The sequence below is a fragment of the Micromonospora siamensis genome, from assembly GCF_900090305.1.
Classification (GTDB): Bacteria; Actinomycetota; Actinomycetes; order Mycobacteriales; family Micromonosporaceae; genus Micromonospora; species Micromonospora siamensis.
This window is the reverse complement of sequence record NZ_LT607751.1, coordinates 4686370-4712771: the sequence shown is the minus strand read 5'-3', so window position 1 is coordinate 4712771 and position 26402 is coordinate 4686370. Positions and strand designations below refer to the sequence as shown.

At 74.0% G+C, this 26402-nt stretch carries 23 protein-coding genes; 13 read left to right on the top strand and 10 right to left on the bottom strand.

The annotated features are described in order from the left end of the window. Window positions 1-25: 25 nt before the first annotated feature. On the bottom strand, window positions 26-1033 hold the full coding sequence (locus GA0074704_RS21400) for a hypothetical protein (RefSeq protein WP_231926625.1): 1008 nt from the start codon (window positions 1031-1033) through the stop codon (window positions 26-28). A 149-nt stretch (window positions 1034-1182) separates the two neighbouring features. Between GA0074704_RS21400 and GA0074704_RS21395 the strand changes: the two genes are divergently transcribed. From GA0074704_RS21395 to GA0074704_RS21385, 3 genes are all read left to right on the top strand, one after another. Then, window positions 1183-2292, top strand: a complete 1110-nt coding sequence (locus GA0074704_RS21395) for a serine hydrolase domain-containing protein (RefSeq protein ID WP_088972154.1) — start codon at window positions 1183-1185, stop codon at window positions 2290-2292. A 151-nt stretch (window positions 2293-2443) separates the two neighbouring features. Then, window positions 2444-3739, top strand: coding sequence for an aspartate aminotransferase family protein (locus tag GA0074704_RS21390; protein ID WP_088972153.1), 1296 nt, complete (start codon window positions 2444-2446; stop codon window positions 3737-3739). Beyond that, a complete protein-coding gene (locus tag GA0074704_RS21385) occupies window positions 3736-5226 on the top strand; it encodes a CoA-acylating methylmalonate-semialdehyde dehydrogenase (protein WP_088972152.1) in 1491 nt (496 codons plus the stop codon). The genes GA0074704_RS21390 and GA0074704_RS21385 overlap by 4 nt, the downstream gene beginning before the upstream one ends. Here the strand turns inward: GA0074704_RS21385 and GA0074704_RS21380 are convergent. Then, complete coding sequence (locus GA0074704_RS21380) at window positions 5198-6562, bottom strand: acyltransferase family protein (RefSeq protein ID WP_088972151.1); 1365 nt, start codon at window positions 6560-6562, stop codon at window positions 5198-5200. The two genes, GA0074704_RS21385 and GA0074704_RS21380, sit on opposite strands and share 29 nt — an antisense overlap. A 98-nt stretch (window positions 6563-6660) precedes the next feature. Between GA0074704_RS21380 and GA0074704_RS21375 the strand changes: the two genes are divergently transcribed. From GA0074704_RS21375 to GA0074704_RS21365, 3 genes are read left to right on the top strand one after another with little or no spacing between them, the layout of a single operon-like run. Beyond that, window positions 6661-7035: a glyoxalase superfamily protein gene (locus GA0074704_RS21375; RefSeq protein ID WP_088972150.1), complete on the top strand. Its 375-nt coding sequence runs from the start codon at window positions 6661-6663 to the stop codon at window positions 7033-7035. A gap of 1 nt (window position 7036) precedes the next feature. Then, window positions 7037-7348: an ArsR/SmtB family transcription factor gene (locus GA0074704_RS21370; RefSeq protein ID WP_088972149.1), complete on the top strand. Its 312-nt coding sequence runs from the start codon at window positions 7037-7039 to the stop codon at window positions 7346-7348. Beyond that, complete coding sequence (locus GA0074704_RS21365) at window positions 7341-7775, top strand: SRPBCC family protein (RefSeq protein ID WP_088972148.1); 435 nt, start codon at window positions 7341-7343, stop codon at window positions 7773-7775. The genes GA0074704_RS21370 and GA0074704_RS21365 overlap by 8 nt, the downstream gene beginning before the upstream one ends. A gap of 109 nt (window positions 7776-7884) precedes the next feature. Here the strand turns inward: GA0074704_RS21365 and GA0074704_RS21360 are convergent, their stop codons facing one another. Next, the gene (locus GA0074704_RS21360; protein ID WP_088972147.1) at window positions 7885-8874 is read right to left on the bottom strand and encodes an N-acetylglucosamine kinase; all 990 of its coding nucleotides are present in this window, start codon (window positions 8872-8874) and stop codon (window positions 7885-7887) included. A 196-nt stretch (window positions 8875-9070) separates the two neighbouring features. Between GA0074704_RS21360 and GA0074704_RS21355 the strand changes: the two genes are divergently transcribed. Genes GA0074704_RS21355 through GA0074704_RS21340 form a run of 4 tightly spaced genes read left to right on the top strand, consistent with a single transcriptional unit; the run spans window position 9071 to window position 13422 of the window. After that, on the top strand, window positions 9071-10036 hold the full coding sequence (locus tag GA0074704_RS21355; protein ID WP_088972146.1) for a MurR/RpiR family transcriptional regulator: 966 nt from the start codon (window positions 9071-9073) through the stop codon (window positions 10034-10036). Window positions 10037-10083: 47 nt separating this feature from the next. Next, window positions 10084-11502, top strand: coding sequence for an N-acetylglucosamine/diacetylchitobiose ABC transporter substrate-binding protein (ngcE, locus tag GA0074704_RS21350; RefSeq protein WP_088972145.1), 1419 nt, complete (start codon window positions 10084-10086; stop codon window positions 11500-11502). Window positions 11503-11525: 23 nt separating this feature from the next. After that, window positions 11526-12467: a carbohydrate ABC transporter permease gene (locus GA0074704_RS21345; RefSeq protein WP_088972144.1), complete on the top strand. Its 942-nt coding sequence runs from the start codon at window positions 11526-11528 to the stop codon at window positions 12465-12467. A gap of 13 nt (window positions 12468-12480) precedes the next feature. After that, window positions 12481-13422, top strand: a complete 942-nt coding sequence (locus GA0074704_RS21340; RefSeq protein WP_088972143.1) for a carbohydrate ABC transporter permease — start codon at window positions 12481-12483, stop codon at window positions 13420-13422. A 65-nt stretch (window positions 13423-13487) separates the two neighbouring features. Here the strand turns inward: GA0074704_RS21340 and GA0074704_RS21335 are convergent, their stop codons facing one another. Next, window positions 13488-14381 (bottom strand): aminoglycoside phosphotransferase family protein, encoded by an 894-nt coding sequence (locus GA0074704_RS21335; RefSeq protein ID WP_197697563.1) that lies wholly within the window; start codon window positions 14379-14381, stop codon window positions 13488-13490. Window positions 14382-14468: 87 nt separating this feature from the next. Between GA0074704_RS21335 and GA0074704_RS21330 the strand changes: the two genes are divergently transcribed. The 3 genes from GA0074704_RS21330 to GA0074704_RS21320 all read left to right on the top strand — a co-directional run bounded on the left by GA0074704_RS21330 (window position 14469) and on the right by GA0074704_RS21320 (window position 17764). Continuing rightward, the gene (locus GA0074704_RS21330; protein WP_197697562.1) at window positions 14469-15314 is read left to right on the top strand and encodes a patatin-like phospholipase family protein; all 846 of its coding nucleotides are present in this window, start codon (window positions 14469-14471) and stop codon (window positions 15312-15314) included. A gap of 7 nt (window positions 15315-15321) precedes the next feature. After that, complete coding sequence (locus tag GA0074704_RS21325) at window positions 15322-17028, top strand: bifunctional 3'-5' exonuclease/DNA polymerase (RefSeq protein WP_088972140.1); 1707 nt, start codon at window positions 15322-15324, stop codon at window positions 17026-17028. A gap of 142 nt (window positions 17029-17170) precedes the next feature. Next, window positions 17171-17764, top strand: coding sequence for a nucleotidyltransferase family protein (locus GA0074704_RS21320; RefSeq protein WP_088972139.1), 594 nt, complete (start codon window positions 17171-17173; stop codon window positions 17762-17764). Window positions 17765-17780: 16 nt separating this feature from the next. Here GA0074704_RS21320 and GA0074704_RS21315 read toward each other — a convergent pair whose 3' ends face one another. From GA0074704_RS21315 to GA0074704_RS21290, 6 genes are all read right to left on the bottom strand, one after another. Further along, window positions 17781-18341, bottom strand: a complete 561-nt coding sequence (locus GA0074704_RS21315; RefSeq protein ID WP_088972138.1) for an isochorismatase family protein — start codon at window positions 18339-18341, stop codon at window positions 17781-17783. 62 nt (window positions 18342-18403) lie between these two features. After that, a complete protein-coding gene (locus tag GA0074704_RS21310) occupies window positions 18404-19798 on the bottom strand; it encodes a GH1 family beta-glucosidase (RefSeq protein WP_088972137.1) in 1395 nt (464 codons plus the stop codon). A 110-nt stretch (window positions 19799-19908) separates the two neighbouring features. Next, window positions 19909-20718 (bottom strand): metal-dependent hydrolase, encoded by an 810-nt coding sequence (locus tag GA0074704_RS21305; RefSeq protein ID WP_088972136.1) that lies wholly within the window; start codon window positions 20716-20718, stop codon window positions 19909-19911. 101 nt (window positions 20719-20819) lie between these two features. Further along, window positions 20820-22727 (bottom strand): protein kinase domain-containing protein, encoded by a 1908-nt coding sequence (locus GA0074704_RS29535; protein WP_408632011.1) that lies wholly within the window; start codon window positions 22725-22727, stop codon window positions 20820-20822. 162 nt (window positions 22728-22889) lie between these two features. Further along, the gene (locus GA0074704_RS21295; RefSeq protein ID WP_088972134.1) at window positions 22890-24860 is read right to left on the bottom strand and encodes a serine/threonine-protein kinase; all 1971 of its coding nucleotides are present in this window, start codon (window positions 24858-24860) and stop codon (window positions 22890-22892) included. 76 nt (window positions 24861-24936) lie between these two features. Further along, window positions 24937-26268: a glycosyltransferase family 4 protein gene (locus tag GA0074704_RS21290; RefSeq protein WP_088972133.1), complete on the bottom strand. Its 1332-nt coding sequence runs from the start codon at window positions 26266-26268 to the stop codon at window positions 24937-24939. Window positions 26269-26402 lie beyond the last annotated feature (134 nt).

The window sequence follows — 26402 nt, the reverse complement described above, 5'->3', positions numbered from 1 at the left end:
CCCGCGCGACGCGCTGCCCGGCCCGTCAGCGGCCGGGCAGTGCGGCGTGCAGGGCGCGCAGCGAGCGGATCGCCGACCGGATCTCCTGGAGGTAGCGCCCGGGGGTGAGCGTCGGCTCGGGCACCGGGACGGAGACGGCCAGCCGCGGATCGACCCCCACCGTGTCGACGCCGCAGCCGTACGGCAGGGCGAGGGTACGCAGCGCGTCGCAGTGCTGGAACGGCACGTAGATCGGCGCGGTCACCATCAGCACCCGGTCACCGGCGCGCAGCCGTACGTGCTCGGCCCAGAACCGCTGGGTGTCGGCGGTGTGCGCCCGGCGCCGGTCCGGTTCGCTCGACGGCGCGGCGAGCACCCGCACCGCTGGCAGCCCGGCCCGGCGGTAGGTGCGCGACGACCAGGAGTGGTGCGGGTGCCCGCCGTCGTACCCGTCCTCCTCGGCCGGTTCCGCCACCCGGAAGCTCCGGCGGACCGCCAGGTCCAGGACGTCCACCTCGGTGGCACAGCCCGGCACGTCGGCTGCGTCGAGTACCTGCCGCTCCGGCACGGAGAGGGGCCGGCAGCTGCCCAGCACCGCCACCTCGCCGGTGATCTCCACGGTGGACAACAGGTGCCCGGCGTACGCCACCCGGCGCAGGCAGGCGTGGGCCAGCCCACCCAGCACGACCAGGTGCCGGTAGCCGGGGTGGGCCGGCGGCGCGGGCCGGACCAGGCCCAGCGCGTCGGCGGCGGCACGGACCAGCCGGATGGTGACCGGGTCGAGGGCCGGTTCCCGCGCGTCGGGCCGTTCCGCCCCGGCCCGGAAGTCCCAGTGCCGGGCGGAGAAGTCGTCCAGCCCGGCCAGCACCGCGCCGAGGTCACCGGCGGGCCAGCGGCCGCCGAACCGCCGCACCAGGCCGCGCAGCTCGGGGCTGGCGAGCCAACGGTCGATCTCCCGGTCCAGGGTGTCGACGGCGCCGGCCGGTGGGGCCCCCGGTAGCGGCGGACCCGTCGCGCCGGCGTGGCCGGGCTGCGGGGCGGGGCGCTGCGACACGGCTCGGATCGTACCCGTCGTCGGCCGGCCCGGGCCCGTGCCGGTAAACCGGTGTCTGGCTGCGGCGACGTGAGCTAGCGTTGCCGGGCTTGAAGATCAATTGTGCGGTCGGCGTCGGACGCCACGGCACCCCATGGGGTGGAGCGAGCATGCACGGACAAGCACGTGACGAGGCGGTGTCGGCGCTGGTGCGCGACGCCGTGGACACGGACGGTTTCTCGGGGGTGGTGCTGGTCGGCCGCGCCGGCGCGGTGCTGCACGCCGAGGCGGTCGGGCTGGCCAACCGCACGTGGCAGGTGCCGAACAGGATGGACACCCGGTTCCGGGTGGCCTCGGTCTCGAAGATGTTCACCGCCGTGGCGGTCCTGCAACTGGTGCAGCGGGGCCGGATCGGCCTCACCGACCGGATCGTCGATCTGCTCGGGCTGACCGACGTGACGGTTCCCCCCGACGTGACCGTGGAGCACCTGCTCACCATGACCGCCGGCATCGCCGACTGGTTCGACGAGACCGGCGACTGGGAGGCGAACTGGGCCGAGCTGCTCCGCCGTCAGCCGATCTACCTGCTCCGCGACAACGCCGACTACCTTCCGCTGTTCACCGGCAAGCCGCCCCGTTTCCCGGCGGGCGAGCGGCACGAGTACAACGGCGCCTGCTACCTCCTGCTCGGGCTGCTGGTGGAACGGCTCACCGGCGCACCCTTCGCCGAGCACCTGCGTGACCACGTGTTCCGGCCCGCCGGGATGCGCCACACCGACCTGGTCGCGCTCGACGACGTCGCGCCGGGGGTCGCCGAGGGCTACCTTCCCGTACGCGACGACGCCGGCGCGGTCGCCGGCTGGCGGCGCAACGTCTACTCCACGACGCCCGCGCCCGCCGCCGACGGCGGCGCCACCTCCACCGCCGCCGATCTGGTCGCCTTCACCGAGGCGCTGCGCACCGGCACGCTGCTGGATCCCGCCTTCTCGGCCGCGATGCTGGCCCCCCGCGTCGCCGAACACGACGGGAAGGTCCGCGGCTACCGCTGGCGGTACGGCTTCGGCGTCATGTCGATCCTCGACGACGACGGCGCCGTGGTGCGCTGGGGCCACACCGGTGAGGAGGACGGCGTCAGCGCCCGTCTCTACCACTATCCGGACAGCGGCACCGACGTGGCGATCCTCGCCAACACCTCCTGGTCCGCCGGTTCCCTCGCCTGGGGACTGCACGACCTGCTGGTCGACGGTTCGGTACGGAAAATGGGGGCTGTCGAGGGTTGAGGCGACGGCAACCGCGGCGGCGCTGCCGTCCGGCGACGGAAAGCGTTGACGTTCTGTCAGGGCGGCCGTGTCCTCCCGCGACACGTTGACTCTTGTCCGGCCGGTGGCGGTGGTGAAAGCGTTCGATCACCGCGAACCCGAGGGGACGACGATGACCGACGACCTGCTGGCCCGGCACCGGGCCGTGCTCCCGTCCTGGATGCCGCTCTACTACGACGATCCGATCGAGCTGGTCGCCGGCTCCGGGCGGCGGGTGACCGACGCGCAGGGGCGCAGTTACCTGGACTTCTTCGGCGGCGTGCTGACCAACATGCTCGGCTACGACATCCCGGAGATCCGCGAGGCGGTCGAGCGGCAGCTGCGTACCGGCATCGTGCACAGCTCCACCCTCTATCTGATCCGTCAGCAGGTCGAGCTGGCCGAGAAGGTGGCCCGGCTCTCCGGCATCCCGGACGCCCGGGTCTTCTTCACCAACTCCGGCACCGAGGCGAACGAGGCGGCCCTGCTGGTGGCGACCAACCACCGCCGCTCGCACCAGATCCTCGCCGTGCGCAACAGCTACCACGGCCGGTCGTACGCTGCGATGGGCGTGACCGGCAACCGGAACTGGACGGCGAGCGCGCTGAACCCGTTGCAGGTGGCCTGGTTGCACTCCGGGGAGCGGGTCCGTGGCCTGCTGGCCCGGCTCGACGAGGCCGACCGGATCGACGCCGCGGTGGAGGACCTGCGCGAGGTGCTGGCCACCCAGACCTCCGGCGACGTGGCCTGCCTGATCGCCGAGCCGATCCAGGGCGTCGGCGGCTTCGTCGCCCCGCCGGACGGGCTCTTCGCGGCCTGGAAGAAGGTGCTCGACGAGCACGGCATCCTGCTGGTCTCCGACGAGGTGCAGACCGGCTGGGGGCGGACCGGGGAGCACTTCTGGGGTTACCAGGCGCACGGCGTCACCCCGGACCTGCTCACCTTCGCCAAGGGCGTCGGCAACGGGTTCGCCCTGGCCGGCGTGGTGGGTCGGGCCGAGGTGCTGGAGTCGGTCCCGGCGATCAGCTTCTCCACCTTCGGCGGCAACCCGGTCTCCGCCGCCGCCGGCAACGCCGTCCTGGACTACCTGCGCGACCACGACCTCCAGGCCAACGCCGCCCGGGTCGGCGCGATCCTCGCCGACGGCCTGCGGGCCGCCGTGGCCGATCTGGATCAGGTCGCCGAGGTACGCGGCAAGGGCCTGATGCTGGCCGTCGAGTTCGTCCGCCCGGGCACCACCGAGCCGGATGCCGCGCTGACCGGCCGGGTCTTCGAGGCCTGCCGGGCCGGCGGCCTGCTGGTTGGCAAGGGCGGCCTGTACGGCAACGTGGTGCGGATGGGCCCGCCGTTGACCCTGACCGAGGAGGAGGCCCGGGAGGGCCTGGCGATCCTCGTGGACGCGATCCACAGCGCGGTGAGCGCCTCATGAACCGGATCGGGCACTTCGTCGACGGCAAGCGGGTCACCGGCTGGTCGGAGCGGCACGGTGACGTCTTCGACCCGGCGACCGGGCGGCGTACCGGTGCGGTGGAGCTGGCCTCCGCCGCGGACGTCAACCGGGCGGTCGAGGCCGCCGAGCGGGCGGCGCGCGGCTGGCGCGACGCCTCGCTGTCCCGGCGCACGGCGGTGCTGTTCGCCTTCCGGGAGCTGGTCTCGGCCCGCCGGGAGCGGCTCGCCGAGGTGATCACCGCCGAGCACGGCAAGGTGCTCGCCGACGCCGCCGGGGAGGTGCAGCGCGGCCTGGAGGTGATCGAGTACGCCTGCGGCATCCCCTCGGCGCTGCGTGGCGGGTTCAGCGAGAACGTCTCCACCGAGGTCGACTCGTACACGCTGCGCCAGCCGCTCGGCGTGGTCGCGGTGATCTCGCCGTTCAACTTCCCGGTGATGGTGCCGCTGTGGTTCGTGCCGGTGGCGGTGGCCTGCGGAAACGCGGTGGTGCTCAAGCCCAGCGAGAAGGACCCGAGCGCGGCGCTGCTGCTGGCCGGGTGGTTCGCCGAGGCGGGCCTGCCCGACGGGGTGCTCAACGTGGTCAACGGCGACAAGGAGGCGGTCGACGCGCTGCTGGACCACCCGGCGGTGCGGGCGGTGTCGTTCGTCGGCTCCACCCCGGTCGCCCGGTACGTGCACCAGCGCGGTTCGCTGGCCGGCAAGCGGGTCCAGGCGCTCGGCGGGGCGAAGAACCACATGGTGGTGCTTCCCGACGCCGACCTGGACCTGGCCGCCGACGCGGCGGTCAACGCCGGCTTCGGCTCGGCGGGGGAGCGGTGCATGGCGATCTCCGCGCTGGTGGCGGTGGAGCCGGTCGCCGACGCCCTGGTCGGGAAGATCGCCGAACGGATGGCCGGGTTGCGCACCGGGGACGGCCGGCGCGGCTGCGACATGGGCCCGCTGGTCACGTCTGCGCACGCGGCGAAGGTCCGCTCCTACGTGGCCGCGGGGGTGGAGGCGGGCGCCGTGCCGGTGGTGGACGGGCGCGACGTCACCCCGGACGGCGACGCGGACGGGTTCTGGCTCGGCCCGACCCTCTTCGACCACGTCACCCCGGACATGTCGATCTACACCGACGAGATCTTCGGCCCGGTGCTCAGTGTCGTGCGGGTCGGCTCGTACGACGAGGCGGTGGAGCTGGTCAACGCCAACCCGTACGGCAACGGCACGGCGATCTTCACCAACGACGGCGGCGCCGCCCGGCGCTACCAGCACGAGGTGGAGGTGGGGATGGTCGGCGTCAACGTGCCGATCCCGGTGCCGATGGCGTACTACTCGTTCGGCGGGTGGAAGGCGTCCCTCTTCGGCGACCTGCACGCGCACGGCGACGACGGGGTGCGGTTCTACACCCGCGGAAAGGTGGTCACCAGCCGCTGGCTCGATCCCCGCCACGGTGGGGTCAACCTCGGCTTCCCCACCCAGACCTGAGCAGCCGCAGCAGTCCCGCCCCGGCCAGGTACGCCACCAGCGCCGGGGCGGGCAGCCCCAACGGCTCGGGGTGCGACTTGCGGGTGAGGCTGTTCAGCAGCAGCCCGGCGACCACCCCCGCGTACCCGGCCACGGCGAGCCCGGTCCGCACCGCCACCGGTCCGTCGGGCCGGGCCCGCGAGCGGGCGCCGCGGCGGGTGCGGGCCTCGATCGGGCCGAAGACGGCGACCAGGGCGGAGAGCACCACGGCCAGGGCGAGCAGCCAGGGCACCCGCCAGGCCCACCAGGCCGCCGTGCCGACGGCCGGGGTGGGCAGCACGCCGAGGGCGTCCAGCAGCCCGATCAGCAGGATCGCGGCGGTGAGGTGCCACAGGAAGACGGTCAGCACCACCGCGTTGACCGCGATCACCGCCTGCCACGGGCCGCCGCGCCGCAGCCACCGCTGCGCCGGCCCGCGCAGCAGCAGGATCAACCCCAGCTGGGCGGTGAACGCTGCCAGCAGGGCCACGCTGGGCGGGGCCGCGTTGTCCAGCCGCTCGCCCGGCACGTTCAGCATCACCACCGGGTACGGCCCGACGACGGTCAGCAGCACCAACGCGACCAGCCCGGCGGTGAGCAGGACCGCGCCGGCCCGTCGGGTCAGCGGCAGTCGTCGGCGCCGGGGCAGTTCGGGGTCGCGGGCGTCGTACCAGGCGAAGCCGACCTGGTGCACGGCCAGCCAGCCGAACAGGTAGTTGCCGCCCGCCAGCCCGGCCGGCCCGAGCAGCCGGCCCAGGTCGCCCAGCGCCACCAGAGCGACCAGCACCGCCGGCACGGCCAGCCCGAAGCGGCGGTGCAACGCGTACATCGGTGGGGTCAGCGGGACCACCACCAGGTACGCCACGAGAAACCAGAGCGGGATGGTGGCGAACCAGACCACCTCGCGTACCTGCGCGGGGTCCGCCCCGCCCAGCGAGGCCACCGCGGCTCCCCCGGCGAGCACCACCAGCAGGGCGGTGGTCGGCCGGACCAGCCGGGCGCTGCGGTCGACCAGCCAGCCGGTGGCCGCGCCGGGGCCGGGCTGCCGGCGCCGGTGGGCGGCCAGCGAGGCGGCGTTGGCGAAGCCTCCGACCAGGAAGAAGACCGGCATCACCTGGGCCACCCAGGTCAGCGGCCAGGCCCAGGGCAGGTCGCCCAGCGCGGAGTGCCCGGTGGGCCGGCCGGCGGCGTCGTACGTGATGACGGTGATGCCCCAGTGACCGATCACGACCATGGTGATGGCGAGCGCGCGGAGCAGGTCGGCGTAGCGCTCCCGCCCGGCCGGCGTGCGCTCGGCGAGCTGCCGGAGGCGGCGCATGGACCAAGGCTAGGCCAGCTCGGCGCTCCGGACGGGCCGGTCCGTGGATGCCGCCGACCGCTTGACCGGTAGGAAATCTCCTACCTATCCTGGGCGTCATGACCGTGACCCACGTGAAGCTCGTCTCCGTACCCGTCACCGACCCCGACCGGGCCCGCGACTTCTACGTCGACGTGCTCGGCTTCGACCTGGTCTTCGACAACCCGATGGGCCCGGACGGCCGCTGGATCCAGGTCGCTCCGAAGGACGCCCCCACCGCGCTGACGCTGGTCACCTGGTTCCCGACCATGCCGCCCGGATCGCTGCGCGGCCTGGTGCTGGAGACCGACGACCTCGACGGCGACGTGGCCCGGTTGCGGGGGCGGGGCGTCGCCTTCGCCGACGGCGGCATCCAGGTGGCGCCCTGGGGTCGGTACGCCACCTTCACCGACCCGGACGGCAACGGCATCGTCCTCCAGTCCACCCGGGTCTGAGGTGGACGTCTTCGCCGCGCTGGCCAGCCCCACCCGCCGGGAGGTGCTGCGACTGCTGCGGGACCGGGGCGAGCAGCCGGTGCAGCGGCTCGCCGACCACTTCGAGATGCGCCGCCCCAGTCTGTCTGAGCATCTACGGGTGCTCAAGGACGCCGGGCTGGTCACCGAGCGGCCGGTCGGCCGGCAGCGGCTCTACGCGCTGCGTCCGGAGCCGCTGCGCGAGCTCGCCGACTGGCTCACCCCGTACGAGCGGTTCTGGCGGGAGCGGATGACCGGCCTGCGTGCCGTGCTGGACGAGATGCCGGATGACTGAGCCCACCACCGTCGAGGTCGACGGTTTCCTCCCGCACCCACCGACGAAGGTATGGCGGGCGTTGACCGATTCTGATCTGCTCGCGCGCTGGTTGATGCCGAACGACTTCGCGCCGGTGCCCGGGCACCGGTTCACCTTCCGGGCCGCGCCCCGCCCCGACCAGGGCTTCGACGGCGTGATCCGGTGCGAGGTGCTGGAACTCGACCCGCCGCGCCGGCTGCGCTGGTCCTGGCGCGGCGGGACGCTGGACACCGAGGTCGCGTGGACCCTGGTGCCCGAGGGCCACGGCACCCGGCTGTTCCTGGTCCACTCCGGCTTCGACCCCGACGACCCCCTCCAGCAGCGCACCGCCACCCTGCTCGGCGGCGGCTGGCGCTCCCACGTCTGGCGCCGCCTCTCGGCCACCCTGGAATCCCTCCCGCCCTGATCGTCGCGGACCCTGCCGCCAGGGTCCCGGTGGTCCGGCCGCACGCCGTCGACGGGCACGTCCGCTGCGGCGCCGCGTGCGGACCGTCCCGGTGGGGTGTGCCAGCCGGTCAGGCCGGCGGCCGCACCATCAGGGCGTGCAGGGTGGTGGGGTCGGTGACCTCGGGCAGGTCGCGGGCTGCGAGCCAGGCCGCGGCGGCGGCGCCGTCCCCGGCGGTACGCACCGGCGCGTCCGGCCAGCGGCGGGCGAGTTCGGCGCGTACCGCGGCGGCCAGCGGGGTGTCCGCGGTCAGCAACCCGCCGCCGAGCACCAGCGGCTCGGTCGATCCGGCCGGCCGGATCCGGCCGGCGGTCTCGGCGAGGTGGGCGGCGCCCTCGGCGACCAACGAGCCGGCGACCGGCTCGTGCTCGGCGGCGGCGGTCACCACCAAGGGAGCCAGCCGGGCCAGTTCCACCGGGGGCCGCCGGGTGACCGTCTGCACCACGGCGTCCACGGTTGCCCGGGGACGGGCGGCCACCTCGTCGGTGCCGAGGAGTTCCGCGAGTACCGCGCGGCCGAGCGGGCCGGGGTGCTCGCCCCGGTCCAGGGTGGCCAGCAGGCGGCGGACCGCCTCCCGGCCGAGCCAGAAGCCCGAACCGGCGTCGCCGAGCAGCCAGCCGTGCCCGTCGGCCACCCGGTCCAGGCGCAGGTCGCGGACCTGCGCGGCGATCGCGCCGGTGCCGGCGACGAGCACCGTGCCGTCCGGGGCCGGGCTGCCCGAGGCGTACGCGACCAGGGCGTCGCCGTGCACCGCGTACGGGCAGCGCAGGCCCGCCTCGCGCCAGGCCCGGTCGAAGGCGGCCCGGCCGTCGGGGTCGGCGAGCAGCCGGCCCGCCCCGGCGAGCCCGATGGTGCCGGCGCGCACGGCGGCGGTGTCCACGTCGGCCAGTGCGGCGTTCAGCGCGGCGAGCAGCTGCGTGGCGGCCGCGTCGGCGCCGTGGGTGGTCGGATTCCCGCCGCCGGCCCGGCCACTGCCGACCCGCTCGCCGGTCAGGGTGAGGGCGACCGCGCGGGTGGACGTACCCCCGACGTCGAGGCCGACCACGATGGTGCCGGACATCCGGTGCGGCCTCCCTGGCTCGGGTGTGGGAAGCATTCATGCTGGTCGGCGCCGCGTCGGCGGGCAAGACCGGCGGCCCGGTCGACGGTGTGTCCCAGGTAACGGTTTGAAAACTTCGCCCACGCTCTTGACAGGAAGGGGCCTTCAGTAAGAACTTTTACCACTAACAGTTAACACTCTTTCCGAAAGGCTCTCGATGGCCGAACACGAGGTGGACACCGGCGCGGGGACCGCCCTGGTCGACGCCGACGTGGCGGAGCGGCGGGGCGCGACGGGCGCCACCGTCGCCGAGGGCGTGCTGGTCAGGGTCCGGGCCGGCACGGAGGAGCTGACCGGGGCGCTGCGCCGGGTCGCCGAGCACGTGCTCAGCGACCCGGAGGCGGCGGCCCGGGCGACCATCGTGGAGCTGGCCGAGCGCAGCGGCACGTCGCCGGCCACGATCACCCGGTTCTGTCGGGCGATGGGCTTCGACGGCTACGCCGACCTGCGCCTCGGCATCGCCGCCGAGACGGGGCGGGCCCGCTCGGCCGGCTGGACCGTGGACATCGGGCGCGAGATCGAGCCCGGCGACCCGCTGTCCCGCGTACTCGACCAGATCATGGCCGCCGACACCCGGGCCATGCACGACACCGCCGCCCGGCTCGACCTCGCCGAGGTCGAGCGGGCCGCCACGGCGATCGCCGGGGCCACCCGGGTCGCCATCTTCGGCGCCGGCGGCAGCGCCCTGGTCGGCACCGAGATGCAGGCCAGCCTGCACCGCATCGGAGTGGCCGTGTGGGCCTGGAGCGACGTGCACGAGGGGCTGGCCGGGGCCGCGCTGCTCGGCCCCGGCGACGTCGGCCTCGGGGTCTCACACACCGGGCAGACCCGGGAGACCATCGAGATGCTCGCCGAGGCGGGCAGCCGCGGCGCCACCACCGTCGCGTTGACCGGCTTCCCCCGCTCGCCCCTGGCCGAGCTGGCCGACGTCGTGCTCCTCACCGCCAGCCAGGCCACCAGCTTCCGGCCCGACGCGCTCTCCGCGCGGCATCCCCAGCTGGTGGTGCTCGACCTGCTCTACATCGCGGTCGCCCAGCGCACCCACGACCGCGCCCACGCGGCCTTCCGGCGTACCGCCCAGGCCGTCGACGGGCACAAGGCCGCGAAGGGGGTCACCCCGTGATCGCGGACGCATTCCACCTCGCCCCAACACCACAAGGAGAGATCGAGATGGCGGTTATCCCCGAGAACCCGGCCGACCTGAGCCGCCGTTCCCTGCTGCGCCGCGCCGCCGCGGCGGGCCTGCTCGTCACCCCGGCCGCCGGCCTGCTCAGCGCCTGCGCCGGCAGCGAGCCGGCCAAGTCCACCGAGAGCGGTGGCGGGACCACCAGCGCGGACAACCCGTTCGGCGTCAAGGACGGCAGCGCGGTCAAGGTGGTCATCTTCAACGGCGGCCTCGGCGACCAGTGGGCCAAGGAGGACAAGGTCGTCTTCAACGGCAAGCACCCGAACGTCACGGTCAACATGAGCTCCACCCAGAAGATCAAGACCGAAGAGCAGCCGAAGATGGCCACCCAGCCGAGCGACCTGGTGATGAACTCCGGCGCCGACATGATGGACATCAGCACGCTGATCAACGAGGGCGCGATCGAGCCGCTGGACGACGTGCTCGCCGCGCCGGCCTGGGAGGGCGGCGGCACGGTGGGCGACACCCTGCTGCCCGGCACCCGCGAGGACGGCACCTTCGACGGCAAGTTCTACGTCGTCAACGTGGCCTTCACGGTCTGGGGCAACTGGTACAACGGCGCGCTCTTCGACAAGGAGGGCTGGACCCCGCCGACCACCTTCGACGAGTTCTTCGCCCTCGCGCCGAAGATCAAGGCCAAGGGCATCGCGCCGTACGTCCACGACGCGGTGCACGGCTACTACCCGCGCTGGGCGCTGATGGCGACCATCTGGAAGTCCGCCGGCAAGCAGGCCGTGGTCGACATCGACAACCTCAAGGAGAACGCCTGGAAGGCCGACGGGATCCTGCCGGCGCTCCAGGCCTGGGAGAAGCTGGTCAAGGACAAGCTGCTGCTGCCGGGCAAGCTCAACCACACCCAGTCGCAGCAGGCGTGGCTGGACGGCAAGGCCGCCTTCATCCAGGTCGGCACCTGGCTGAAGAACGAGATGGCCTCCACCATCCCGCCGGGCTTCGAGATGAAGCTGTCGGACTACTGGGGCCTCGGCGCCAGCGACAAGGCGCCCAAGGACGTCTTCGCCGGCGCCGGCGAGGGCCTGGTGGTGCCGAGCAAGGCGCCGAACAAGGCCGCCGCCAAGGAGTTCCTGCGGGCGGTGCTCTCCAAGGCCGGCTCGGCGAAGTACGCCGAGCTGACCAAGTCGCTGGCCTCCACCAAGGGCTCCGGCGACAACGTGCAGGACTCGGCGCTGTCCACCGCCAACGAGCTGATGAAGAACGCCCCCAAGGACCTGATCAAGACCAAGTTCTGGGACTTCTACGCCGACCTGGACAAGGAGAGCCAGAACCTCTCCGAGGAGCTGATGGCCGGCCGGCTCACCGCGCAGCAGTTCGTCGACCGGATGCAGCAGGCGGCCGACAAGGTCGCCAAGGACTCGTCGATCAAGAAGCAGACCCGCACCGCCTGACGCTGAACGAGGAAGTGAGTCCCATGCGGCACGGTGTCGCGCGTTTCGTCACGGGCTTCCTGGCCCTGCCCGTCGCGCTGTACCTCTTCTACGTGGTGTGGCCCTTCGCCCAGGCGGCCGGCTACTCGCTGACCGACTGGGGAGGGTACTCCGACCGGCAGGAGTTCGTCGGGCTGGACAACTACGTCCGGCTGCTGTCCGACGAGCTGATCCGCAAGGCCTTCTGGCACAACGTGTTCTTCCTGATCACCGTGCCGCTGTTCACCATCGGGCTGGCCTTGTTCCTCGCGTTCCTGCTCAACGTGGGCGGACGCGAGGACAGGGCCGGCATCCGGGGGGTGTTCGGCTCCGGCCTCTACAAGGTCGTCTTCTTCTTCCCGCAGGTGCTGTCACTGGTCGTCATCGCGGTGATGTGGCAGCAGATCTACCGCACCGACGGGCAGGGACTGATCAACGGGCTGCTGATCAAGGTCGGGCTGGTCGACGCCGACAACCCGATCGCCTTCACCGCCGACCCGGAGCCCTTCCTCGGCGTACCGGCGGTGCTGTGGTGGCTGCTGCTGATCGCGGTCTGGAGCGGCGCCGGCTTCTACATGGTGCTCTTCTCCGCGGCCATGCAGTCCATCCCGAAGGACATCTACGAGGCGGCCCTCCTCGACGGGGCCAGCCGCTTCCACACCTTCTTCCGGATCACCCTGCCGCTGCTGCGCGACACCATCTCGGTGGCCTGGGTCTACCTGGGCTTCATCGCGCTGGACATGTACGCGCTGGTCTTCGTGATGACGCCCAGCCAGGGCGGCCCCGACCACGCCAGCGAGATCTTCGCGTCGGTGCTCAACTTCACCGCGTTCCAGAAGGGCCAGTTCGGCTACGCCTGCGCGATGGGCGTGGCACTGGCGATCTTCACGATCCTGCTCGCCGCCGCGCAGCTCCGGATCACCCGCCGTGAGCGGATCGAGTACTGAGGAGGTCTGGACGATGAGCACCACGACGCACGACCGCACGGACCAGGCCCCGCCCGCCACCGCGCCCGCGCGGTCCCGGCCGGTGGGGCCCGGGATCGGCGTACGCTTCTTCAACGGCTTCTCGCACCTGTTCCTGGTGGTGTGGGCGCTGATGGTGATCTACCCGCTGCTGTGGGTGGTGATGTCGGCGCTCAAGGACGACTCCGAGGTGATCCGCGAGCCGCTGTCGTTGATCCCCGACAAGCTGCACTTCGAGAACTTCGCCCGGGCCTGGGGCGAGGGACACCTGGGCGCGTTCTTCCTCAACACCGTGCTGGTGCTGGCCGGTAGCGTCACCCTCACCATGCTGCTCGGCTCGATGGCCGCGTACGTGCTGGCCCGGTACGAGTTCCGCGGCAACCGGGCCATCTACTACATGTTCCTGTCCGGCCTGACCCTGCCGATCTACCTGGCGGCGGTGCCCCTGTTCAAGGGCGTCTACAACATGGGGATCGTCTTCCCGCTGCTCGGGCCGAACAGGCACCTCATGCTGATCGTGGTCTACGTCGCCTGGTCGCTGTCGTTCACCATCTTCTTCATGCACTCGTTCTTCCGGACGCTGCCCGACTCGATCGCCGAGGCGGCCCTGGTCGACGGGGCCTCGCACAGCCGGCTCTTCTTCAGCGTCATGCTGCCGATGGCCAAGCCGGGCCTGATCAGCATCGGCATCTTCAACGTGCTCGGCCAGTGGAACCAGTGGTACCTGCCCACCCTGCTGATGCAGTCGGTGGCGGGGGAGCCGAAGCACCAGGTGATCTCGCAGGGGCTGATCGAGCTGTCGGTGAACCAGGGCTACAAGTCGGACTGGTCGGGACTGTTCGCCGGGGTCACGATGGCGATGCTGCCGGTGCTGATCGTCTACATCGTGTTCCAGCGCCAGGTTCAGTCGGGGCTGACGGCGGGCGTGGGAAAGTAGCGCCGCCGGTACGACCCTGACGCCACAACGGAACCGGAGGGGGCCGGTCGGCTTCCGGCCGTCGCCTACGGAAGCCGCGACGCCGTGGGCCGCGGTTCGTCGGCGAGCACCTCGTCGACGGTACGGCGGCCCACCTGCGCGGTGATCGTGAGCGGGTCCGCGTGGGCGGAACACATGAGCCCGAAGTCGAGGGCGCGGCCCCGGGCCCGACGCCAGGTCGCATCGTCGGTGCCCGACGAGGCCCGGAAGTGCTCCCGCGCCCGTCGGGAGAGCGCCGTCCAGGCCACGGCGAGGTCGACGTCCGGGTCGCCGACGCCGAGCAGGCCGAAGTCGATGACGGCGGTCAGCCGGCCGTCCACGACCAGCAGGTTCGCCGGGTGCAGGTCGCCGTGGTTCCACCCTCTCGCGCCGGTCCACGGCGGCGCGGTGAGGGCGCTGTCCCACACTTCCGTCAGGCCGGCTCGATCACGGTCGGTCGCGCCTGCGATCGCCGCTCGTACGGCGGCGTCCCGCTCGCGGAGGGGTACGCCACGCAGTTCGCTCGCCGGGCCACCGGTGGGGTCGACCGCCCGTAGCGCGGCGATGAACCGAGCCAGTTCGTCGGCGGCCCCGATCTCGTCGCGTACGGGCTCCAGCGCCGCCGTCCGCCCGGGCAGCCACCGGGTCACGCTCCAGGGCAACGGGTACTCCGCCGACGGCACGCCTCGCCCCACCGGCACGGGCACCGGTAGCGTCAGGTGCGGGGCCAGCACCGGCAGCCACCGGCACTCGGTGGTCAGGTGTCGGGCGCCCAGTGCCCGGCGGGAAAGCCGCACGCAGAGGTCGCCGCCGAGTCGGAAGACGTCGTTGTCCCTGCCGTCCGCGTCGACCGGCCGGATCGGCAGGTCGGCCCACTCGGGAAACTGACTGGCGACCAGTCGGCGCACCAGCGGCACCTCGACGTGCAGGTCCTGGTTCACTGCGTATCTCGCTTTCAGGGGGTCCGGTCGCGGCATGTCCGCCGGATGGGCCTCCGCCTTCCCCACCACCGTGCCAGACTCGGCCGGGTGAGCACCGCACTCGTCCTGGCCGGTGGCGGCGTCGCCGGCATCGCCTGGGAACTCGGCGTCCTGCGCGGCCTCGCCGACGCCGAGCCCGCCCTCACCGACCGGATCCTCGCCGCCGACGTGGTGGTCGGCACCTCGGCGGGCGCCTCCGTCGCGGCCCAGATCACCAGCGGCGTTCCGCTGGACGAGCTCTACCAGGCGCAGTTGCGCCCGGGCAGCGCCGAGATCGAGGTGGAGATCGACAACGACGTGCTCCTCGCCGACCTGGCCGCGGCGATGGCCGGCGCGGCGACCCCGGAGGAGGCCCGGCGGCGGGTCGGCCGGCTGGCGCTGGCCGCCGACACCGTCCACCCGTCGGTGCGGTTGGCGGCGGTGGACGCCCGGCTGCCGGTCAAGCGGTGGCCGGACCGGCGCCTGCTGGTCACCGCCGTCGACACCGACACCGGCGAGCGGGTCGTGCTGACCCGCGACTCGGGGGTCGACCTGCTCGACGCGGTCGCCGCCAGCGCCGCGGTACCGGGGGTGTGGCCGGTCGTCACCATCGGTGACCGCCGCCTGATGGACGGCGGCGCGTGGTCGGCGGCGAACGCCGACCTGGCCGCGGGTGCCGCGCACGTGCTGATCATCCGTCCCGTCCTCGCGGCCACGGCGGAGCCGTGGGGGAACCTCACCGAGGAGATCGAGACCCTGGCGCCGGCGGCGGTGCACGTGATCGACGCCGATCCGGCCTCGGTCCAGGCGTTCGGCGTCAACGCGCTCTCCCCGGCCACCCGGGGCCCGGCCGCCCGCGAGGGACGTCGGGTGGGCGCCGCCCACGCGGAGCACGTCGCCGCGCTCTGGCCCTGAGCCGGGGTTGTCGCAGGGCCGAGGCAGAATCGCGTCCGTGCTGGTGGCGGTGGTGTCGGACGAGCGAGGCGGGGGAGAGCTGCAACCCCTCGACGCGGCCGGGCAGCCGGCCGGGCCCGCCGAACCGGTCACCGACCTGGTCGCGGCGGTCGCCGCCCGGGAGGCCGCCGACCGCCCGCGCTGGGTCTGGGCCACCGGCGCCGCGATCTATCCGGCGCTGCTGCGCGCCGGGATCCGGTTGGACCGCTGCCACGACGTGGAGCTGACCGAGGCGCTGCTGCTCGGCCACGCCGGCCGCTGGGGCGAGCCGCGCTCGCTCGCCGCGGCCTGGGCCCGGCTCAGCGGCGCGCCGGTGCCGGCGGACCCGCCGCCCCGCCAGCCCGAGCCGCCCGGCCATGCCCAGGGCGCCCTCTTCGACACCCCGTCCGGGCCGCCGGGCCCGGGCATCACGGCGTTGACCCGGGTGTACGCAGACCAGCTCACCCGGATCGCGGCGACCGAGCATCCCGGCCGGTTCCGGCTGCTGGTCGCCGCCGAGTCGGCCGGCGTGCTGGTGGCCGCCGAGATGGGCGCCGCCGGCCTGCCCTGGCGGGTCGACGTGCACGACGCGATCCTCACCGAGCTGCTCGGCGGACCCTCCCCGGTGGGCGGTCAGCCGCGCCGGCTGGCCGAGCTGTCGGCCCGGATCGCCGAGCTGCTCGGGGTGCCCGGCCTGCACATCGACTCACCGGCCGAGCTGATCCGGGCGTTCGCCCGCGCCGGGGTGGAGCTGCCCAACACCCGGGCCTGGGTGCTGCGCGGCGTCGACCATCCCGCGGTGCCGTTGGTGCTGGAATACAAGGAGCTCTACCGGATCTGGACGGCGCACGGCTGGGCCTGGCGGGACGCCTGGGTGGCCGGCGGTCGCTTCCGCCCCGAGTACGTGCCGGCCGGGGTGGTCTCCGGCCGGTGGGCCACCCGGGGTGGGGGCGCGTTGCAGATCCCCAAGGTGATCCGGCGGGCGGTCGTCGCCGACCCGGGCCACCGGTTCGTGGTCGCCGACGCCGGCCAGTTGGAGCCGCGGGTGCTCGCCGCGGTCTCCGGGGACGCCCGGTTGGCGGCGGCCGGTGGGGCCGGCGACCTCTACGCGGCGTTGGCCCGGGACGCGTTCGGCGGTGACCGGGCGAAGGCCAAGGTGGCCCTGCTCGGCGCGATGTACGGGCAGACCGGTGGTGCCGCCGTGCCAGCGCTGGCCGTGCTGCGGCGCAACTATCCGGTCGCGTTCGGCCACGTGGAGGCGGCCGCCCGCACGGGGGAGGCGGGCGGGCTGGTCCGGTCGTGGCTGGGGCGTACCTGCCCGCCGGGCTCGGCCGGCTTCGGCGACGGCCTGCCGGGGCTGGACCCGGAGCCGGTGGCCGACCCGCAGAGCCCGGGAGCCCGGGCGGCCCGGTCCCGGGGCCGGTTCACCCGCAACTTCGTCATCCAGGCCACCGCCGCCGAGTGGGCCTCCACCCTGCTGGCGGTGCTGCGTACGGCGCTCGCCCGCACCCCCGCCGAGCTGGTCTTCTTCCAGCACGACGAGGTGGTGGTGCACTGCCCGGCCGAGCAGGCGGAGGCGGTGGCCGAGGCGGTGACGCGCTGCGGCGAGCGGGCGACCGCGCTGCTGTTCGGCGAGACCCCGGTCAGGTTTCCGCTGGACATGTCCATCGTCGACTGTTACGCCGACGCCGCCTAGCGGCATTATTTCCGATTTGCCCCGCTACCCCGTCCCGGCGGCGCTCGTTGGGCCCGGTGTGCGTACGACGGGACGGACCGGACGCCTGCGCGCCCGGCCGGTCCCCACGGTCGAGGGGGCACAGCTGAACCGGATCGCAGCAATGATCATCGCAGCGGGAGGCGGACGCCGTATCGGTGGCCCCGAGGCGCTGCTGCACCAGGGGGAGCGCCCCCTGGTGAACCGGATGATCGACACGATGACCGAGGCGGGCTGCGGGCAGGTCGTGGTCGTGCTCGGGGCGGCGGCCGAACAGGTCCGCGAGACGACCGACCTGACCGGTGCCACCGTCGTGGTCAACCGCGCCTGGGGCACCGGCGTCGGCTCGTCGATCCGCGCCGGGCTGGCCGCCCTCACCGACGAGGGCATCGAGGCGGTCGTGGTGGTGCCGGTGGACATGCCCGGCCTGACCGCCGCCGCGGTACGCCGGGTCACCGCCCTGCCGTACCCGGACGTGTTGGTCTGCGCCACCTACAGCGGGCTGCGTGGCTACCCGATGCTCTTCGGGCGCCGGCACTGGCCGGGCATCGCCACCCTGGCCAGCGCCGACGTGGGTGCCCGGCCCTACCTGCTCGCGCACAAGGACCAGATCGTCGACATCGCCTGCGACACGGTCGCCGACGGCAGCCGGGTGGACAGCCCGGAGCTCATGCTGCTCTACGGCCTGACCGTGCCCGAGCAGCGCGTCGGCGTCTGACGCGGAGCCTCAGCCCTCAGGCCGGCGCCCCGAAGTCGACCTCCTTGGCCTCCACCGTGCCGGCCTCCCGCCCCGGCGCGGACTGGAACCCCCAGTACAGATTGGTGTGCGCGACCACCTGCTCGACCGGCGGCGCGCCCCAGGCCGTCTTGTCACCCGCGGTGTGCGCGTCGCCCACCAGCGTGGTGTCGTAGCCGCGGACGAACGCGCCGTGCAACGTCGAGCGGATGCAGGCGTCGGTCTCCGCGCCGGCCACCACGAGCCGCCCGACGCCCCGGTCGGCCAGGACCGCCTCCAGGGTGGTGTCCTCGAACGAGTCGCCGTAGTGCTTCTCCACGATCGGCTCGCCCTCGGCCGGCACCAGCTCCGGCACGATCCGCCACGCGTCGCTGCCGTGCTCCAACCCCGCGTCCGAGTGCTGCACCCAGACCACCGCGACGCCCTCCCGGCGGGCCTTCTCCACCAGGTCGGCGATGGTGGCCACCACCTCGTCGCGGCGGTATGCCCCGCCGACGACGTCGTTCTGCACGTCGACGACGAGCAGCGCGGTGTTCGGGCGGTTCTCCAGCGTGGTCATCTCTTCCCCTGTCCGTCGTGGGCCTGCCGGCTCAACCTAGACCGGCCCACCGACAGTCCCGGTCAGCCCGGCAGGGCGTTCGTGGCCGCCAGCCGCTGGTACCAGTGCGCGCTGTCCTTCCAGATCCGGGTCAGGGTGTCGTAGTCGACCCGGATGATGCCGAACCGGCGGTCGTAGCCGTACGCCCACTCGAAGTTGTCCAGCAGGGACCAGACGAAGTAGCCCCGCACGTCCGCGCCCCGGTCGATCGCCACCCCGACGGCGTCGACGTGCCGGCGCAGGTAGTCGACCCGGCGGTCGTCGTGCACCGCCCCGTCCGGGGTGACCACGTCGTCGAAGGCCGCGCCGTTCTCGGTGATCATCAACGGCTGGTCCGGGTGTTCCGCGTGCAGCCGCAGCAGCAGCTCGGTCATCCCGCTCGGGTCGATGTTCCAGCCCATCGCCGTGTACGGGCCGGGCTGGGGCAGGAAGTCCACGTCCTGCGCGCCGACCCAGGGGGAGTGCGCGGAGCGGCCGTGCCCGTCGGCGTCCGACCGGGGCGACACCCCGTCCCAGGCCCGGACCAGCGTGGTCGAGTAGTAGTTGACGCCGAGCACGTCCAGTGGCACCGCAGCGGTGCGCTCGTCGCCGTCGCGCACGAACGACCAGTCGGTCACCTTCGCGGTGTCGGCGAGCAGGTCCGCCGGGTACGCCCCGTCCAGCATCGGCCCGAGGAACGCCCGGTTGGCCAGCGCGTCGATCCGGCGTACCGCGTCGGCGTCGGCCTCCGAGCCGGACGCCGGGCGGATCACGTGCAGGTTCAACGTCACCGACAGCTCGGCCGTCGGGGCCAGCTCCCGGACCACCCGCCCGGCCAGGCCGTGCGCCAGGTTCAGGTGGTGCACCGCGGCCAGTGCGGCGGCCGGCTCGGTACGCCCGGGCGCGTGCACCCCCGAGGCGTAGCCGAGGTACGCCGAGCACCACGGCTCGTTGAACGTCGTCCAGGTGTGCACCCGGTCCCCGAGCGCGCCGACGATGTCGGCGGCGTACTCCTGGAAGCGCAGCGCGGTGTCCCGGACCGGCCAGCCGCCGGCGTCCTCCAGGTCCTGCGGCAGGTCCCAGTGGTAGAGGGTGGCCACCGGCCGGATGCCGCGCTCCAGCAGGCCGTCCACCAGGCGGGAGTAGAAGTCCACCCCGCGCTGGTTGCGCCGCCCGCCGGGGAACACCCGGGGCCAGGAGATCGAGAACCGGTACGCCCCCAGCCCCAGCCGGGCCATGTGGTCCAGGTCCTCCGCCGACCGGTGGTAGTGGTCGGCGGCCACGTCGCCGGTGTCCCCGTTCAGCGTCCGCCCCGGGGTGTGGCTGTAGGTGTCCCAGATGGAGGGGGACCGGCCGTCGTCCCGGGCCGCCCCCTCGATCTGGTACGCCGCCGTCGCCGACCCCCACAGGAATCCCGGCGGGAAGACCCGTCCCGTCATCGCGTCACCTCCGCGCGTCCCGGCCGTACCCCGTTGCCGGCCACCGGCTCCACCGTCGCCCGTACCGCGCGGTAGCGCACCCCGAATCCCACCAGGGGTGCGCCGGGCGGTCAGATCTCGATGTCGAAGCGGCGCAGCACGCCGGGCGCGACCAGCCCCACCGCGGCGAGCACGGCGACGGCGGTGAGCACCGCCCGCAGCACCACCACCTCGGCCTTGCTGCCGGTACGCAGCGCGATGCTGTTCGGCAGGCCGATCATCGTCCACATCCGGCGTTTGATCGGGATGGGCCAGAGGATCGGCACCCCCGCCTTGGTGATCATGTCGCCCAGGATGTGCACCACGCACCCGACCGCGACGGCCAGGCCGATCATCGGATAGCCCCGGTCACCGGGGAGGTTGGCGAACGTGTACCAGGCGGCGGCGGCCGAGGCCAGGGTGACGATGACCCAGCCGGCCCGTTCCGCCCACTCGTCGAAGAGGCCGCGCAGCGCCAGCCCGATCATGAAGAACAGGATGCTGACCACCGCCCACTTGCCGTACGCGGCGCAGAGCGTGGTGGTGCCCCAGCCGACCAGCGCGGTGAACGGCAGGGTGTGGGTCAGCGTGCGGTGGCCGTTGTTGCGGCGCGGGTCGCGGCTGAGCTTGGTGGCGTAGTAGACCCCGAGCGAGATCTTCTCGATCACCTCGGCGACGAAGAGGGAGAAGACCCCGAAGGTGCGGGCGACCGTCGCGCCGCCCTGGTTGCGGGTCACCTTGCCGGAGAGGTCCAGGTCGGGGAAGAGCGCACCACCGGCGCAGACCGCGGTGCCGACGGCCAGGGCCAGCGGCGACTGGTGGTAGTCGGCGAAGTGGTCCAGCGCCCACGACCCGGCCAGCCACACCGCCGCGCCGGACAGTGCGTGGGACGGTCCCATCATGGCGCTCGCCTCCCCGGAAGTTCTTGATCCACAAAACTACGCCACTGTGCCAGAGGGGGACCGAGGGGGCAATGGACCGGACGTCCACAGGGGATGGTGCCTCAGCCGTCGTCGTCGAAGCTCTGCCGGATCATGGGAAAATACTGCCCGTTGACCTGCCAGTCGAACTCCGTGGTCAGCCAGGCCACCGCGTAGGCCCGCCCCTTCGCGGGCTGGGCCAGCAGCCGGGCCGACTGCACCCGCACCCCGGCGGCGTTGCGCCAGACGCACTCCCAGATCGCCGCGTTCCGGCCGTAGATCTCCAGCGCGGAGATCTCCACCTTTCGGTAGTCGTGCAGCGCGCCGGCGCCCCGCAGCCGGCGTTCCTCGGCCCGCCAGTACGCCACCGGGTCGGCCGGCGGCTCCACCGGCGCCACGCTGAGCAGCCGGGAGCCGTTCGGCTCGCGGAAGCAGGTCACCCCGGACTCGGTCCAGCGCAGCCACCTGGTGGGTGTCGCGATCCGCCAGCCAGCCGGGTCGCGGTACCAGGTCCACCCCGGGAACAGGGCGTCCTCCCCGGCCCGTGGTGGCGAGGTGGCGACCGGAGTGGCCGTCGACGGAGGCGTGCCGCAGGCGAACGCGGCCGGAACCGCCGCCCCGGTGGCGGGCCCGGTGGTGGCCGGACCCGCGGTGGCGGGTGCGGTCACCGCGGGGGAGCCGGCGCCCGACGGCAGCCGGTCCGGGCCGTCCGCGTCGTGCAGCGCCACCGCCGCGCCGGCCCCGGCGAGCAGCGCGACCGCCGCGCCCACCCCGACCAGTCGGGTACGCCGGGCCGACCGGCCCGGAGGGGAGGGCCGGGCGTTCGGGACGCCGTCGGTACGGCTGTCGCCAGTCGCGGCCGGCGGCGCCGGCTCGGCGTACCGGCCGCTCGCCGCCCCGCCGACCGGGTGGCCGGTGACCGGTCGGAGCTGGACGCTGCCCGGCGCCGGCCGAGGGCCGCCGCCACCCGCCACGGGCAGTTCGACGCCGACGGCGGGGCCGCCGGCCACGGGTAGCTCGGCGGCGGTGGTCGTCCCCGGGCCGCCGCCACCGGCCGCGGGCAGGTCGACCCCGAAGGCGGGGCCGGGGCCGTGCCGGGCGGGCTGCTCGATGCGGTCCACCGGCGCCCGGTCGGCCCGCGCCGGCCCGACGACCCGGTCGGAGGGCCCCGGATCGCGCGGCGCGGGCAGCGCGACGCCGCCCCCGCCACCACCCGAGGGCGCCGGCCGGACCAGGGCCGAGCCGGCCACCCCGCGCAGCAGCGGCTCGACCTCGGCCGCGGTGAGTCGACGCAACGGGTCGCGCTGGAGCAGGCCGGTGAGCACCGGCCGCAGCGGGCCGGCCCGGCGTACCGGGTCCGGTGGCTCGGTGGCCAGCGCGCTCAGCGTGGCCATCGCGTTGCCCCGGGCGTACGGCGACCGCCCCTCCACCGCCGCGTAGAGCGTCGCGCCGAGCGACCACAGGTCGGTACGCGGGTCGGAGACCCCGTCGCGGGCGCGTTCCGGGGCGACGAACTGCGGCGAGCCGAGCACCAGGCCGGGACCGGTCATCGCCCCGTCGCCGCCGTCGAAGGTGGCCAGCCCGAAGTCGGTGAGCACCACCCGCCCGTCGTCGGCGACCAGCACGTTGTGCGGTTTGACGTCGCGGTGCAGCACCCCGGCGGCGTGCGCGGCGCGCAGCGCGGCCAGCACGGCGAGCCCCACCTGGGCCGTCCGGCGTGGATCCAGCGGGCCCTCGGTGGTGATGATCTGCTGCAACGAGCGGGAGCGGACGTACTCCATCACGATCCAGGGGCTCTCGCCCTCGTGCACCACGTCGTAGAGCCGGACCACGTTGGGGTGGTCGACCCGGGCCGCCGTACGCGCCTCGCGCAGTGTACGCAGCCGCAGCTCGTCGCGTTCGGCCTCGGCGAGCCAGTTCGGCGGGACGACCTCCTTGACGGCCACCTCGCGGTGCAGCATCTCGTCGCGGGCCAACCACACCCGTCCCATGCCGCCGGTGCCGACCAGTTGCCGCAGCCGGTAGCGCCCGGCGACCAGCTGTTGCCGCACGTCGCGTCCCCCTCGGTCACCCCGGGTACACGATAGCCAGCGGTACGCGATTTCTCATCCGCTGGCGCGGCGCCCCGCGTGCCCGGCGCGGCGCGGCGCGGCTCAGGTGGGGGTGATCCGCGCCGACGCTCCGGAGCGGAAGCTCTCCCGGAACACGGCCAGCTCGGGCCGGGCCGCCTCCCAGTCCGCGTCGGAGGTGCTGAAGCCGATCGTCCAGCCACCGAGGTCACCGCCGGGCAGCATCCGCAGCGCGTGCTGGCGCTCCCCGAACGGCGCGACCCACCGGCACTCCCACACCGCGCCGCGGCCGTCCGCGGCGAGCCGCACCTTGTCGTACGACGGCAGGGTGCCCCGGTCGAGCTCCCGGCGCTCCTCGGCGCGCAGCCGGGCCAGCGGGTCCGCCGCGTCGGAGGTGACCGGCTCGACGCTGACCGTGCGCCGGCTGGTCGGGTCGCGCAGGCAGACCACCGTGCCGTTCCGGCTGAGCAGCCAGCCCACCGGCACGGCGATCCGGTAGCCGGTGCCGGCGTGCCAGGTCCAGCCGGCCGGCGGGCGGAACCCGTCGTCGGCAGTGGCGCTGCCCCGGGCGATCGGCTCGCCGACCGGGTCCGGCCGTAGGCAGGGGAACGGCGGTGGCGGACGGTAACCGTCCTCGCCGCGCCGGCCGGGCTCGCCGCCCGGCGGCGGTTCCGGATGCTCCTGGGGCGCGCTGCTGCCGCCGGCCCCGGCGGGGCGGTCGTCGTCGATGTCCCGGGTGACGGCCAGCGCGGTGCCCACCCCGGCCGCCACCGCCACCAGCAGGGCCATCGCCAGCAGCGCCCAGCGCTGGGCGCCGTCGCCGATCCTGCGCCCCGGCCGGGCGCCCGGCGGCGGCTCCGGCGGACCGAGCGGACCGGCGGTCCAGGACGGGCCCCCGCCGGCGGGCGGCCCGGTGTCGAGCGGGGCGCCGGTCCAGCCGTGCCCGGACTCCCGGGCCACGCCGGAGGCGGGGACGGGGCCCGGGATCACGTCGAGCGGGGTGTCGGAGCCGCCCGGGCGGACGACGGCCGCGCCGCGGTGCACGGCCATGTCCCGGGGGCCGCCGAGCGGGCCGACCGGAGGCGGCACCGCCGGGCTGGCCGGTGCCGCGCCGGACAGCCCGCCGGACCCTGAGTCGCCGGCGGGTGGGCGGGCCCCCGGCCAGGCGGGGGGAGGGGTGACCAGCGCGGTGCCGGAACGGGCCACGGGCAGCTGCTCGGTCGGCGGCTCGACGGTGGCGGCCGGGCGGGTGACCGCCTCCAGCAGACGGGCGGTCTCGTCGTGCCGGATCCGCCTGCGCGGATCGCGTCGGAGCAGCCCCTCCAGCGCCGGCCGCAGCGGGCCCGCGTTCGGGGCCGGGTCGGGCGGGGAGGAGGCCAGTGCGGCGAGGGTGGCCATCGCGGTGCTGCGGGCGTACGGCGAGCGGCCCTCGACGGCCGCGTGCAGGGTGGCGCCGAGCGACCAGAGATCCGCCTCCACGCTGGACACCCCCTCGGCGGCGCGTTCCGGGGCGACGAACTGCGGTGAGCCGAGGACCATGCCGGGGCGGGTGGTCAGCCCGTCGCCGCCGTCGAAGGTGGCCAGCCCGAAGTCGGTGAGCATCACCCGGCCGTCGTGGGCGACGAGCACGTTCTGCGGTTTCACGTCCCGGTGCAGCACCCCGGCGTCGTGCGCCGCGCGCAGGGCGGCCAGCAGCGACAGTCCGATGTCGGCGGCGCGGACCGGGTCGAGCGGGCCGGTGGTGTCCAGCACGGTCTGCAGCGACCGGGACGGCACGTACTCCATGATGATCCACGGGTGGTGCTCGACCCGGACCACGTCGTAGACGCGGACCACGTTGGCGTGGTTGAGCCGGGCGGCGGTCCGCGCCTCGCGCAGCGTACGCAGGCGGAGCTCGTCGCGTTCGGACTCGGCCAGCCAGGCCGGGGGCACGATCTCCTTGAGCGCAACCTCGCGGTCCAGCACCTCGTCCCGAGCCCGCCAGACCCGGCCCATTCCGCCCCGTCCGACCAGCTCGAGCAGGCGGTACCGACCGGCGATCACTACCTGCTGCACCGTTCTCCTCACCGTTGGCCGACGTACAACTTAGCCAATGGATCGGGGCGGACCTATCGGTCGTCGGATTTCTTCTTCAGCAGGCGGCGCCCTCGATGGCGAGCAGGTTGCCGTCGGGGATAACGATCCGGCCGCGCCCGCCGGCCAACAGGGTGGCCGCGCGCCGGGCCTGGAACGGGCCGTGCTCCCGACGGGCGGTGGCGTAACTGGTCGCGGTGCGGGCGGCGATGGTCGACCAGCCGTACCGCTCGGTGACCATGCCGCGGGCCCGGCGGGCCACCCGGCGGGCGAAGACCTCGTCGCCGAGGAGCTGGTCCACCGCGCCGGCGAGGGCGTCGGGGTCGCTGTGCGGGAAGGTCACGCCGGTGATCCCGGGCTCGACGATCTCGGCGAGCCCGCCGGTGGCCGCGACGGCCAGGGGCGCCCCGGCGGCGGCCGCCTCCAGGGCGATCATGCCGAACGGCTCGTAGAGGCTGGGCACGACGGTGGCGTCGGTGGCGCCGAGCATCGCGGGCAGCGCGACCGAGTCGAGGAAGCCGGTGAAGCGGACCGTGTCGTGCAGGTCCAACCGGTCGGCCTCGGCGACCAGTTCGGCCTTGTACGGGCCGTCGCCGGCGACCAGCACCCGCAGCCCGGGATGCCGGCGCCGCAGCTGCGGCACGGCGCGTACCAGGTGCTGGACGCCCTTCTCGTAGACCAGCCGACCGGCGAAGCCGACCAGCGGGCCCTCGCCGGCGAACCGGGCCCGGGCGTCCGCGACCGCGCGGGGCCGGGCCCTGAAGGCCCGGTCGTCGACGCCGTTGGGCACCACGTCGACCCGCCCGTCGGGTACGCCGAAGAGCCGGGTGACCTGCTCGCGCATGTAGCCGGAGCAGGCGATCACCCGGGCGGAGGCGTTGCTCAGCCAGTGTTCGACGCCGTGGATGGTGCGGTTCATCTCCTCGGGCAGCCAGCCCTGGTGCCGGCCGGCCTCGGTGGCGTGGATGGTGGTGACCAGCGGCAGGTCGAGGTGTTCGGCGAGGGTGACCGCGGTGTGGGCGACGAGCCAGTCGTGGGCGTGGATGACGTCGTAGGCGCCGGTTTCGGTGGCGCGCAGGGCGGCGCGGGTGAGGGTGTGGTTGAAGGCCATGGTCCAGGCCAGGAGGGAGTCGGTGGCGAGGGGGAAGCGGACGGGGTCCTCGGCGGCGCGCAGGATGCGGACGCCGTCGGCGTATTCCTCGAGGGGTGCGCCGTCGGTGTGGCGGGTGACGACGGTGACCTCGTGGCCGGCGGTGGCGAGGGCGACGGAGAGGGCGTGGACGTGGCGGCCGAGGCCACCGACGAGCACCGGCGGATATTCCCAGGACAGCATCAGCACCCGCTGGCGCCGGGTGGGGTGGATGTCGATCACGTCGGCGTCCGGTGACATGCGGCCCCCTTCAGGTGGTGTCCCGCGCAGGCTCGACCGGGCGCCCGTGACCGGGTGCCGGGTCGTGGCCTGGGTTGTGACCAATCCTCGCCGGGGGTGGATAACCGGTGGAGACGTCGCCGTTGCGACTGTGT